Source organism: Pseudomonas sp. nanlin1, from assembly GCF_045571515.1.
Lineage (GTDB): Bacteria > Pseudomonadota > Gammaproteobacteria > Pseudomonadales > Pseudomonadaceae > Aquipseudomonas.
The window spans coordinates 5,168,706-5,181,503 of sequence record NZ_CP124218.1 but is presented as its reverse complement, the minus strand read 5'-3'; the positions used below and the strand labels follow the sequence as shown (position 1 = coordinate 5,181,503).

The following is a 12,798-nucleotide window of genomic DNA, read 5'->3' as shown; positions in this document are numbered from 1 at the left end:
CCCCGCCCCCGATTTTTTGCCGTTTAGCGCCTGCCCGCCTATAATGGCTCCCTTTTTCGCCCAATGATTTTGCGGAGCTGGTGATGGCCGAACGTAAGGCATATGTCGAGCGCAACACTCTGGAAACCCAGATCAAGGCCTCGATCAACCTGGATGGCAGCGGTAAGGCCCGATTTGATATCGGCGTGCCTTTCCTTGAGCACATGCTGGACCAGATTGCCCGGCACGGGTTGATCGACATCGACCTCGAATGCAAGGGTGACCTGCACATCGACGACCACCACACGGTGGAAGACGTCGGCATCACCTTGGGCCAGGCGTTCGCCCAGGCCATTGGCGACAAAAAAGGCATCTTCCGCTACGGCCACGCCTACGTCCCGCTGGACGAAGCGCTGTCGCGGGTGGTCATCGACTTCTCCGGCCGCCCCGGCCTGCAGATGCACGTGCCTTACACCCGGGCCACGGTGGGCGGCTTCGATGTCGACCTGTTCCAGGAGTTTTTCCAGGGCTTCGTCAACCACGCCAACGTCAGCCTGCACATCGATAACCTGCGTGGGCATAACACCCACCACCAGATCGAAACCGTATTCAAAGCATTCGGCCGTGCCCTGCGCATGGCCGTGGCGGTAGACGAGCGCATGGCCGGGCAAATGCCGTCGACCAAGGGCGTGCTCTGATGCAAACAGTCGCTGTAATCGATTACGGCATGGGCAACCTGCACTCGGTGGCCAAAGCCTTGGAGCACGTGGGTGCTGGCAAGGTGCTGATCACCAGTGATGCCAAGGTCATTCGTGAAGCCGACCGGGTGGTTTTCCCCGGCGTCGGCGCGATCCGCGACTGCATGGCTGAAATCAAGCGCTTGGGCTTCGACAGCCTGGTCCGTGAGGTGAGCAAGGACCGGCCGTTCTTGGGCATTTGCGTGGGCATGCAAGCCTTGCTCGACAGCAGCGAAGAAAGCGGCGGCGTCGACTGCATTGGTGTGTTTCCGGGCCAGGTGAAGTTTTTTGGCAAGGGCCTGCAGGAAGACGGCGAGCACTTGAAGGTGCCGCACATGGGCTGGAACGAAGTCAGCCAGTCGGTCGACCACCCGCTGTGGCACGACATTCCTGACCAGGCGCGTTTCTATTTCGTGCACAGCTATTACGTGCAGGCGGGCAAGCCCAGCCAGGTCGTCGGCCGGGGCCACTATGGCGTCGATTTCGCCGCCGCGTTGGCCGAAGGTTCACGCTTCGCCGTGCAGTTCCACCCAGAAAAAAGCCATACCCACGGCCTGCAACTGTTGCAGAACTTCGCGGCCTGGGATGGGCGTTGGTAGTTTTTCAGCAGCCGCTGCGCGTCGCTCCCCAGAACAAAGGAACCCCAATGCTGATTATCCCCGCTATCGATCTCAAAGACGGTGCCTGCGTGCGCTTGCGCCAGGGCCGTATGGAAGACTCCACGGTGTTCTCCGACGACCCCGTGAGCATGGCCGCCAAGTGGGTCGAAGGCGGTTGCCGGCGGTTGCACCTGGTGGACCTCAACGGCGCCTTCGAAGGCCAGCCGGTCAACGGTGAAGTGGTGACCGCCATCGCGCGCCGTTACCCCAACCTGCCGATCCAGATCGGCGGCGGTATTCGCTCGCTGGAAACCATCGAACATTATGTGAAAGCGGGCGTGAGCTACGTGATCATCGGCACCAAGGCGGTCAAGCAGCCGGAGTTCGTTGCCGAAGCCTGCCGCGCCTTCCCCGGCAAAGTGATCGTGGGCCTGGATGCCAAAGACGGTTTCGTCGCCACCGACGGCTGGGCCGAAGTGAGCACGGTGCAGGTCATCGACCTGGCCAAGCGCTTTGAGGCCGATGGCGTTTCTGCAATCGTGTACACCGACATCGCCAAAGACGGCATGATGCAGGGCTGCAACGTACCCTTCACCGCCGCCCTGGCGGCAGCGACCAAGATCCCCGTGATCGCCTCGGGCGGTATTCACAACCTGGGTGATATCCAGACCCTGCTGAACGCCCGTGCCCCTGGCATCATCGGCGCGATCACCGGCCGGGCGATCTACGAAGGCACCCTGGACGTCGCAGAGGCGCAAGCCCTGTGTGACGCCTTCCAAGGCTGAGGAGACGACCATGGCCCTGGCTAAACGCATCATCCCTTGCCTGGACGTCGATAACGGCCGTGTGGTCAAGGGCGTGAAGTTCGAAAACATCCGCGATGCCGGCGACCCGGTGGAAATTGCCCGGCGTTACGATGAGCAGGGTGCCGACGAGATCACTTTTCTCGACATCACCGCCAGCGTCGACGGCCGCGACACCACGCTGCACACCGTCGAGCGCATGGCCAGCCAGGTTTTCATTCCGCTGACCGTAGGCGGCGGGGTGCGTACGGTGCAGGACATCCGCAACCTGCTCAATGCCGGGGCCGATAAGGTCTCGATCAACACGGCCGCGGTGTTCACGCCTGAATTCGTCGGTGAAGCCGCCGCGCGCTTTGGCTCGCAGTGCATCGTGGTCGCCATCGACGCCAAACGCGTGTCGGGCCCCGGCGAAACGCCTCGCTGGGAAATCTTCACCCACGGCGGGCGCAAGCCCACCGGCCTGGACGCCGTGGAGTGGGCGATGAAGATGGAAGGCCTGGGCGCGGGCGAGATTCTTCTCACCAGCATGGACCAGGACGGCATGAAGAACGGCTTCGACCTGGGCGTGACCCGTGCCATCAGCGATGCCCTGGGCATTCCCGTGATCGCTTCCGGTGGCGTCGGTAACCTGCAGCACCTGGCCGACGGCGTTATCGAAGGCCACGCCAGTGCCGTATTGGCAGCGAGTATTTTCCACTTCGGCGAATACACCGTGCCCGAGGCTAAGGCGTTTATGGCCAAGCAGGGGATTGTGGTCCGCTAGGTTCTGTACGGAAAGTCGCCGAGCGGCGATCAGGCAAGGCAAAAACAGGCGAGGAACGGTTGGAGTCGCATTCGACTTGACTGGTTGTCAATGAGCATTCCGATCGGACTCGCGCTCGAGCCTGTTTTTAACGCAGCATGATCGCCGCGCAGGCACTTTACGTACAGAACCTAGAATTATGTAGCGCCGGCGCGGCTGGCCTTGCTGATTTGATCTGGTTTTTCCAGAGCCAACTCAGGAGGCTTGCCGCCATGTCCCCCACGCCACCCCCTAGCACCCTCGCACGCTTGGTCCGCCAACAGTTCGCAGACCTGCCGACGCTGCGCAGTGTGCTCACGCCGCTGCTGCAAAAGATGCTCGCCGAGCTGTATCCCCAAGTCTCGCTCGATGCGACCCGCCTGCAGATCGCGTTGCCCCAAGACAACGCAAGCTGGCACGCCGTGTCGCTGTCCGACATGGCCTTGGCTTACCTGGACAGCGGCCAACTGCCGGACTTCTCCCCCAAGGCGGGGCTAACCAGCTTTCTCACTGTTCAATTGCCCCACCCCATCACCCTCGGTTATGAACGCCTCGACGTGCAGTCGCTCAAGGCCCTTTTGCAGGCGCTGCCCAGTGTCTTGGTGCGCGAATATCAGCAGGCTGTGCTCGACACCTGGCAGACCCCTTTAGCCGCAGACATCACCCGCCTGACGTGGCTGGCGACGGTGTACCGGCAGCTCTGGTGGGCGGCGAGTGACAGCCTGAGTGAAGTGCGCGCCTTGATTCGGCAAGTGCTGGCGACACCGCAAAAAACCGAGCGCACGCGCCGCTATGCCGACGCCGCTGTGGTGGCCTATGTGGTCAATGCCACGCTCAGCTCCGCGCTTCCAGCGCCTGCCGCCCTGGTGCTGGTGCAAGGCACGCATGTGGTGCTGTGCGAGCTGAGTGGGCGGTGTACTCACTACCCATCGCAGGAAGTGTGTACGGCGGCCTGGAGTGCCAAGCTGCGCGGCGACGACACTTCGTTGGTGCAACTGCAATGGGCCGAGGTGCACGGTGACCCATGCCTGATGCAAGCCCAGCTGGTGCTCGATGAGCAGTTGCGGGCTGTCGGCCTGATCAAATTTGCCACCGGCTTGAGCATCGAGGCGTTGGAAAAGGCGTTCGCCGACCAGGCCGACGTTTCAGCCTATTTCAGCCAGACCGAAATACTCCCGGACGCCACCCGGGAGCGGCTGACGGCGGCGCTGCCGAGCTGGCTCGAGCAAGCCGCCAGCGCCGACGTTCTTCGCTACCAGCAGCACTGGGCAGGCCTGGCCGCCGCGCAACAACGCGCCGCGGGTAAAAGCTTCGATGAGGGCCTGCTACCACTGCGCGATTACGCCAGCGCGCAGATCCGCCAGGCGTTACAGGCCGATTACCCACAAGCCACAGGCTTGGATCCGGACGCCCTGGTGATCACGTCCCACGTCGCGGGGGGCGTGCCAGGGGGGTGGGGCTTGATCGAGAAAAGCACCTGGACTGTAGTCGACCTCGCCCTGGAAAACTTAGCCGGTTTCCCCAAGGGGCCGCTGACCGTGGGCCACCGTGATGGCCTGGCACTGCCCGAAGGCCTTGATAACGATTACCTGCGTGGCCTGGTCCAGCGCTTGGACATCGGCCTGCATTACCCGGCATTAGTGGCTTCGACACTGGGCGGCGATAGCGCGCAGTCGGGTTGGCGGCAGGCCCTGTACGCCGATCAGCTACGCCACCAACTGCCCCTGCTGGCCCTTGAGTTGAAGGTGCGTGGCCAGGCTGGGTTGAGCGAGGTGGGCTATGGCTATGTCGCCCAACTGCTGCAGCCCCCCGCAGACCCTACTGTGGCCGCGACCGTGGTGGCGTTGCCGTTGGCGTTTCTGAGTGGCAGCGGGGCGCAGCCTGATCCTGTCGCTAATATGTTCGTATTTGCGGCCCCGGACATGACCGGGCCGGTGGTGATCTACCGCCCATTCGGCGAGCACTGCTTGCAGGAGTTTGCCGATGTGACGCAGTTTATCGCTGCCCTTGGCGACGATACCGAGCTAGCCCACAGCGTGCTGGCCTGGATGTCAGCACAGGCGCAGCGGGTTTATGCCCACGGTGGTTTCGCCGAACCCCACCTGGGCATTGGCGTCGACGACCCGGGCTTCGTCCCTGTTCGCGAGGCTGTCCAGTTGTCCGCGCAGCCGGTGGTAGGTGACTTGCTACTGGCGCTGTATCAGGCCCATGTCGCGGCCTGGGTCGGGCTCGCTGATGACCAGTCCGTGTCCAACACGGAAAGCCGCTGGAAAACTCTGCAGGAGGGCGGCTGGCTGGCCTTCAATGTGGTGCTGCCGCTGTTGCGCGGGCCATTGGCGGCGGCGGGTTGGCTGCTGCAACTGATGAGTAATCTGGACCATGACTTCGCTGCACTGAAAAGTGGCGATGTACACGAAAAAGCGGCTGCCATTGTCGACCTGCTGTTCAATGTGTCCACCGCGAGCCTGTTCATCGGGCAGTCCCTGGCACCCCATGAACCCCTGAGGCTGCCCGCTGATCCGCGTCTACTGGCCAGCGCGTCGGCCCCGCATGAATCAGCAGCCGCCCCGATAGGGTTTGCCAGCAGCCTCGAACAACTGCCCGTGCCAACGCCAGCCAGTACCTCCTTGGCAGAGCGCCTGCAGGTGTTGCGGGTAACGCCGGCCGACAACCTGCCCGCGCCGATCCTTGAGGGCGAGCGCGCCGGCTTGCATGCGCTGGGCGATGACCTCTATGCCCAAGTCGGCGTCATGTGGTTCAAGGTGGTAGAGGAAGAGGGCGGCGTGGTCATCGTTGACCCGTACGTGCCCGCCAGGAAGGGGCCGTGGCTCCAGCGAGACGCCGACCACCGCTGGCACCTGGATTTAAAGCTGCGTCTGCGCGGCGGGGCACCCGTGCGCAAGCCGGTGCAGCAGACCAGGGCCTCGGCAGAGCGAGCGATCGCGGCCCGCCGTGAACGCTTGGCGGCGGCCATCGCCCTGGAGAATACCGCCCAGGCCCGCTTCAACGTATTGCGGCCTTCGCTTCAGGGCCTGTTAGCTAACCTGCGCCTGGAAGCCGAAGTGTTGCGCGGCGCCGCAGAGGCGGGCAACCCCGAGCCGTTCCAGAACCTCTTGCAGGCCGCCCAGCGCCGCGTCAAGGCTTACATGCCGCCCATTCGTGACTACATTGTGCAGTGCGAGGGGGTCGTCTCGGCCCTCGATGGCATGTACACCGAGATCGAGACGGGGCACCGCGTGGGGCTGTTCGACGTGGTGGAACGCCAGCAAATGCTCACCTCCTATTTCCGGCACCGTCGGCGTGCCCATCTCGACGCGCGCAATCGCCACCTGGACGAACTGGCTTTGCTCAATTTGCGCGACTATTGGAAAACCCGCATGCAGGGCATACCACTGAACGCCACGCCCGCTGCCCGGGAGGCGATGCTGGAGCTCTACCGGCAAGAGGAAGCCGTGCTGGAGCGGATTCACTACCATACCCTGGCCAATGAGCGTCTGCTCAGTGACGCCCTTGGCCAAGGCCTGACACTTGATCAGTTGAACGCCATCGAGGCCGTGGTGCCGGCGTTGGAAAGCGCGATACCTGCCGACGCGATCAAGGTGAGTTGGATCGAAACCCTGATCCTCACCGCCTTGGAGACCACCATCAGCGAGGCCGCCGAGCGCGTGGCGTTGGCGCGCCGCTTGTATTCCACTGCTTACAGCAGCGCGCTGGCCTCGGAGCGCGTGATCATGACCCACCCGGAATTTTTTACCCGTACCGAGCGCTTCGATGTCATGCGTGCGGCGGCGCAGACCTATGGTGAGATCAAGGGGATGGCCGAACACTACGCCCGGCGTTATCCGGCCGTCAGCAGTAGCGAGAGTTACTTTTGGCGCTTGGCACGCTTGTTCGAAGGCCTCGAACGCAGCGCATGGCAGTGGGTCGATGCAACCAGCGCCGTTGCTGCGGCGCCTGACCCGGCGCAACCGGTGGCCAACCAGTACCAGTTGATTCGTGCGGTGGCAAAAGTCTTCGTGGGCATCCCCACGGTTCGCGAACAGCAGCAGGTGGCTGATATCGGCCTCGACACTTTCGCCCGGGTCGACGGCAGCTATGAATGGGTGCTCACCCGAAAACTTCCGGCAGAACCCTTGCTGCCCTTGGAGAGCGGGTATCAGATGCGTCTGCGTACTCAGCAAATGCTTGAGGCCAGCGCAGCCGAACTTGCGCGGATCAACGGGTGTCGGCGGTTTTATCGCACGGGCCTGGAAATTACCTTTCAGGTGAACGACCTGTTTTATCGGATCAAGCGCTTGGTCAAGCAATACCAGCGGATCACCCAGTTGGATGAGGCTGATAATCGGGCTATTCAATCGTTGGTCGATAATGCTCGGCACGTGGCCAGCGAGGGTGTCACGCTGCGTATGGACTACATTCGTTCGCGGGGGCCAACCTTAACCGACCTGCGCTTCGCAGTACGCAACAGCAAGGCCGAGGTGGTCCTAGTAGGCCCTCGTAGCGCCCATGCCGATGTCGGCTTCGTCGACGAGTACGAGGTGCGCATCCAGGGCACGCCCGCCTGTACCTGGTATTTGCGCCTGGCTTATTCGAGCGCAGACGCGGCACGCGGGGCATTCACCGAAGGGTGGTTGGCGACGGCCGAGCAGCGTGCGGCTGGATACCCCCAGCCTGAACCCGCTGATACCCAGGCCTGGGCGCAGCACAACCGCTTGCGGGTGACGCCGGTAGTGCTTGATGGTTGGTTCCCTTACTAGCTAGCGATAGACGCCGTCGCGACCATGGGCAGTGGTCGCGCGGTTGCTGCGTTCGCCGATCAGCTGGCGCAGGGGAATCCACTCTACGCCCTGCGCCTTGAGTTTAGGCAACTCGCGCTCCAGCACTTCCAGGGTTTGCGGATAAGGATGGCCGATCAGCACGACGGTGCCTTGTTTATGCGCCAGCTTGATCGCCGCCTGCAACTGCCCACTGATGGCCTCGACGGTACGGGTGTCGTCAAGAAATACATCACGGGATACGCTGGCCAGGCCAATTTCTTGGGCCTTGGCTGCGGCCACGGTTTTTGCGCTGGTGCGGCTGTCGACGAAGAACAGGCTGCGCTGTTGCAATTGCTGCATCAGCAGCGCCATGGCGTCGGGCTGCGCGGTCATACGGCTGCCTTCATGGTTATTCAGGCCCGCAGCGAACGGCACGGCCTGCAAGGCGGCCTCCAGGCGCCGCTGCAGTTCTGGCAGGGGCAAACCGACCTGCCAAGCGAATGGGCCGCCAGCCGGGTCCATGGGCATGTGCACGATCACCGTCTTGCCGCTTTTATGGGCAAGGCGGGCGAATTCAGCGGCGTGTGGGGTGTCGGGCATCACGGCCAGGGTCACCGGGCCGGGTAGCGCCAGGGCGCGCGAGTCCCGGGGCATGCTCTGCCCCAGGTCGTCGATGATCAAGCTCAGGAACACCGGCTTACTGGCGCGGGCGTCGGCACCATGGGCCGGTAGCGCAGCGAACAGGGCACACAGCAGTGCGCCCAAGCATGGCAAACGCACCTTAGTTACCGCGGGTGACGCTCAGCCCCTTGAGCAAGCTCAATGCCTGGCTCAACTGGAAGTCGCTGTCTTGCGGCCGGCTCTTGTTGCTGACGGTCGGCACCTTATTGGACGGCCGATCCGCGCCGCCATTGCCATTGCCCAAGTGGCCTTGCAGGTCGGCTTCTTTGAAGTTCTCGCTGTCTTGGTCGCTGGTCAGCTTGCCCTGGCGCACTTCGACGTCGGGGATAATGCCCTGGGCCTGGATCGAGCGGCCATTGGGGGTGTAGTACAGCGCCGTAGTGATCTTCAGCGCGCGGTCGTTGTTCAGAGGCAAGACGGTCTGCACCGAGCCTTTGCCGAAGCTGTCAGTGCCCATCAGGATGCCGCGCTTCTGGTCTTGCAGGGCGCCGGCGACGATCTCCGAGGCCGAGGCGCTGCCGCCGTTGATCAGCACTACCAAGGGTACGCCTTCGCTGGCATCGGCCGGGTCGGCGGAGAAACGCAGCTCTGAGTTGGCGATACGGCCCTTGGTGTAGACGATCAGGCCTTTGGTCAAGAAGTGGTCAGCCACTTCCACGGCCGCTTGCAAGACGCCGCCGGGGTTGTTGCGCAGGTCCAGCACCAGGCCTTTGAGCTTACCGTTGTTGTCTTTACGCATTTTTGCCAGGGCGCGGCCGACTTCTTCGCCGGTCTTGACTTGGAACTGGGTGATGCGCAGGTAGCCGTAGCCGTTGTCTAGCAGTTGTGCCTTGACGCTTTTGACCTGGATGATGGCGCGAGCCAGGGTCACGTCGAAGGGGTTACCGCCCGCGCGCACCAGGGTCAGGGTGATTTTTTCACCGATCTTGCCACGCATTTTGTCGACCGCCTCGGTCATGCTCTGGCCACGGGTCGGTTGGCCGTTGATCTTCACGATCAGGTCACCGGCTTCGATGCCGGCTTTGGAGGCCGGGGTGTCGTCGATGGGCGAGACGACTTTGATAAAGCCGTCTTCGGTGCCGACCTCGATGCCCAGGCCGCCGAACTCACCGCTGGTGCTCTCTTGCAGTTCCTGGAAATCTTCCGGGCCCAGGTAGGCTGAGTGCGGGTCAAGGTTGCTGAGCATGCCCTTGATGGCGTTTTCCAGCAGGGTCTTGTCATCGACCGGCTCGACGTAGGCGGCCTTGATGCGGTCCATGACTTCGGCGAAGGTGCGCAGTTCGTCCAGCGGCAGCGGGGCCTTGGCCGGGGCGACCGTGGGGGTCGGCACGCGAGCGGGCGCTACCACTTCGGCGGCGTGCGCCATGGGGGCCGCCACGGCGACAGCGACAGTCAGGGCCAGCGAAGTAAGGCGGGACAAATGCAGCATGTCGAACGGACTCCTAATCCTGGTTTTGCGATGACGCGCTTAGCCGCGGCACCATTGCGCCGGGTCGGTGGGCCGACCCTGCTGGCGAATTGCGAAATACAGGGCTGGTGTGTCTTGCCCGCCACTACTGCCGACTGTCGAGATGCTCTCGCCAGCCTTCACTACGTCTCCAGCCCCTTTAAGCAGGGTCTGGTTGTGTCCATACAAGCTTAGAAAGCCGTTGCCATGGTCGAGAATGACCAGAAGCCCGGCTCCGCGCAACCAGTCGGCAAATACCACACGACCGCCATGCACCGCGTGCACCTGGGTGCCTGCCGAAGCACTGATCATCACCCCGTCCCACTTGGTACGGGCATCATCGCCCCGGGTTTCGCCGAAGCGTGCTAGCAATCGACCATCAACGGGCCATGGAAGTTTGCCTTTGGCTGAAGCAAAAGGCCCGCCAAATGATTGGCCGACGCTGGAAACCATGGCGCCGGGGGTCGGTTTAGCGCGTTTCGGCGCGGTTTGCGGGGCCACCTCTGCGGTTTCGGCCTCACGCTGGCGTTGCTTTTCCGCCTCTTGGGCGGCGAGCAGGGCCTTCTGCCGCGCTTCTTCGGCTTCACGGGCCTGACGGGCCAGGGTTTCTTCGATGGTTTTGAGTACCTTGGCCAGATCGGCCTGGTCTTGCTGGCGCGCTTGCAGTTTCTGGTCGCGTTCTTTGAACTGGCTGTTCAGCTTGGCGAGGGCTTCCTGGCGTTCCACGCGGACTTTGTCGAGCTCTTCGCGTTGGCTGGCCAGGTTGCCTTGCTGCGCCAGTAGTTGCGCTTGCTGCAGGTTGATGTCTTTTTCGACACCGGCCAGTTGCCGCAGGGTTTCGTTGAAACGCTTCAACTGCTCCAGCCGTGCTTGGCTGAGGTAGTCGTAATAGGTCAGGGTGCGGGCGAATTTTTCTGGATTCTGCTGGTTCAGCAGGAGCTTGAGGTACTCCTGATTGCCGCTCTGGTAAGCGGCACGGGCTTGAATACCGATCAGGCGCTGCTGCTCAACGCGGGCGCCCTGGAGTTTTTTTTTCTCACCGTCGAGCCGTTCCAGCTCGGTTTCAGTCTTTTTTAGTTCCTTTTGCAGGGCCTCCACCTGCTTTTCCAGCTTGCCCATTTCGGTTTCAGTTCCGCGCAGGTCTTTCTGCACGTCGGATTTTTGCTCCTGGATCTGCCCGAGGCGTTTTTTCAGCTCGGCGATGTCCTGACGCGTGGCGTCCAACTGTTGTTGGGTCTGCGCGCGCTCGTCGGCGAATGCCGGGTTGAGCAAGCAGGTTAGAGCGAGAATGATCAGGGCGCGAAGCATGGGGCGGGTAATTACCAGATAGAGGACCGGCCTAGTATGCCCGGCGCAGGCAGCAAAAAAAACGCCCGGTAAACACTATGTGACAGCCCCGCCGGTCCGGCGCAGCTGCCACAGTGCCCCAGGGCTACGAATCAGCCTTCGACCAGGATCGAATGACCGGTCATTTCGGCCGGTTTTTCCAGGCCCAGCAGGTGCAGCATGGTCGGTGCGACATCCGCCAGTACCCCGCCTTCGCGTACTTTCAATGCACGCTTGCCGACATAGATAAATGGCACCGGCTCGGTGGTGTGCGCGGTGTGCGCTTGACCAGTATGGGAGTCGGACATTTGCTCGGCGTTGCCGTGGTCGGCGGTGATCAGCGCTTCGCCGCCGACTTTATCCAGGGCGTCCACGATACGGCCCATGCACACGTCCAGGCACTCCACCGCCTTGACCGCCGCAGTGAACACGCCACTGTGGCCGACCATGTCGCCGTTGGCATAGTTGACTACGATCACGTCGTAGCGCTGTTGCTCAATGGCTTCGACGATGCGGTCAGTGACTTCCGGCGCGCTCATTTCAGGCTGCAGGTCGTAGGTCGCCACTTTCGGCGAGGGGATCAGGATGCGTTCTTCGCCTTCGAAGGGCTCTTCACGGCCGCCGGAGAAGAAAAACGTCACGTGGGCGTACTTTTCGGTCTCGGCGATGCGCAGTTGGGTCTTGCCGTTTTTCGCCAAGTACTCGCCCAGCACGTTGTTCAGGCTGCCGGCGGCGAACGCGGCGGGGGCAGGGATCTTGGCCGAGTATTGGGTCAGGCCGACAAAGCCTGCCAGTTTCGGCTGGCGCTGGCGGGGGAAGTCGCTGAAGTCGTCTTCGACGAAGACCCGGGTGATCTCCCGGGCACGGTCGGCGCGGAAGTTCATGAAGACCACAGCGTCGCCGTCTTCGACCTTGACCGGTTCGCCAATGGTCGTGGCTTTGACGAACTCGTCGCTCTCTTCACGGGCGTAAGCCGCTTCCAAACCTGCCAGGGCCGTGGGCGCGTTGTAGTCGGCCTGGGCGTCGACGATCAGGTTGTAGGCACTGGCCACGCGGTCCCAGCGGTTGTCGCGATCCATGGCGAAATAACGGCCAATAAGGCTGGCGATACGGCCTTTGCCCAGGCGCGCTAAGGTGGCGTCCAGCAGCGCCAACGAACTTTCGGCGCTTTTGGGCGGGGTGTCGCGGCCATCGAGGAAGGCGTGCAGGTAGATTTTTTCAGCGCCCCGTTGCGCGGCCAGTTCGGCCATGGCAACCAGGTGGTCTTGGTGGCTGTGCACGCCGCCATCGGACAGCAGGCCCATGATGTGCACGGCTTTACCGCTGGCCACGGCTTTGTCGACTGCTGCGCACAGCGTTGGGTTGTGGAAAAACTCACCGTCGCGGATGGCTTTGGTCACCCGCGTGAAGTCTTGATACACCACACGCCCGGCCCCCAGGTTCATGTGGCCCACCTCGGAGTTGCCCATCTGCCCGTCGGGCAGGCCGACGTCCATGCCCGAGCCGGAAATCAGGCCGTGGGCCTGGGTGGCCAGCAGGCGATCATAGACGGGCTTGGTCGCCGAATAGATGGCGTTGGACTCGTGGCTTTCACTGTGGCCGAAACCATCGAGGATGATCAGAACCAGAGGTTTGGGCGTGGCTGTCATAAATCCCACTCGCTTATTGTGTTCAGGGGAAGGGGGTAT

Annotated in this window: 9 protein-coding genes; 5 read left to right on the top strand and 4 right to left on the bottom strand. The window is 62.6% G+C overall.

The window, feature by feature from the left end; all coding sequences use genetic code 11:
* Positions 1-83 precede the first annotated feature (83 nt).
* From hisB to QCL65_RS23855, 5 genes are all read left to right on the top strand, one after another.
* Positions 84-677, top strand: coding sequence for an imidazoleglycerol-phosphate dehydratase HisB (gene hisB / locus QCL65_RS23875; protein ID WP_407313280.1), 594 nt, complete (start codon positions 84-86; stop codon positions 675-677).
* A complete protein-coding gene (gene hisH, locus QCL65_RS23870) occupies positions 677-1,315 on the top strand; it encodes an imidazole glycerol phosphate synthase subunit HisH (RefSeq protein WP_407313278.1) in 639 nt (212 codons plus the stop codon). The genes hisB and hisH overlap by 1 nt, the downstream gene beginning before the upstream one ends.
* Before the next feature lie 47 nt (positions 1,316-1,362).
* The gene (gene hisA, locus QCL65_RS23865; protein WP_407313276.1) at positions 1,363-2,100 is read left to right on the top strand and encodes a 1-(5-phosphoribosyl)-5-[(5-phosphoribosylamino)methylideneamino]imidazole-4-carboxamide isomerase; all 738 of its coding nucleotides are present in this window, start codon (positions 1,363-1,365) and stop codon (positions 2,098-2,100) included.
* A 10-nt stretch (positions 2,101-2,110) separates the two neighbouring features.
* The gene (gene hisF, locus QCL65_RS23860) at positions 2,111-2,881 is read left to right on the top strand and encodes an imidazole glycerol phosphate synthase subunit HisF (protein WP_407313274.1); all 771 of its coding nucleotides are present in this window, start codon (positions 2,111-2,113) and stop codon (positions 2,879-2,881) included.
* A gap of 251 nt (positions 2,882-3,132) precedes the next feature.
* Positions 3,133-7,656, top strand: coding sequence for a hypothetical protein (locus QCL65_RS23855; protein ID WP_407313272.1), 4,524 nt, complete (start codon positions 3,133-3,135; stop codon positions 7,654-7,656).
* On the opposite strand, the gene QCL65_RS23850 is transcribed toward QCL65_RS23855, so the two are convergent.
* From QCL65_RS23850 to gpmI, 4 genes are all read right to left on the bottom strand, one after another.
* Positions 7,657-8,430: a divergent polysaccharide deacetylase family protein gene (locus QCL65_RS23850; RefSeq protein WP_407316998.1), complete on the bottom strand. Its 774-nt coding sequence runs from the start codon at positions 8,428-8,430 to the stop codon at positions 7,657-7,659.
* A 7-nt stretch (positions 8,431-8,437) separates the two neighbouring features.
* The gene (locus tag QCL65_RS23845; protein WP_407313270.1) at positions 8,438-9,766 is read right to left on the bottom strand and encodes a S41 family peptidase; all 1,329 of its coding nucleotides are present in this window, start codon (positions 9,764-9,766) and stop codon (positions 8,438-8,440) included.
* Between the two features lie 39 nt (positions 9,767-9,805).
* Positions 9,806-11,092, bottom strand: a complete 1,287-nt coding sequence (locus QCL65_RS23840; protein ID WP_407313268.1) for a murein hydrolase activator EnvC family protein — start codon at positions 11,090-11,092, stop codon at positions 9,806-9,808.
* Positions 11,093-11,223: 131 nt separating this feature from the next.
* Positions 11,224-12,759 (bottom strand): 2,3-bisphosphoglycerate-independent phosphoglycerate mutase, encoded by a 1,536-nt coding sequence (gpmI, locus tag QCL65_RS23835; protein WP_407313266.1) that lies wholly within the window; start codon positions 12,757-12,759, stop codon positions 11,224-11,226.
* Positions 12,760-12,798 lie beyond the last annotated feature (39 nt).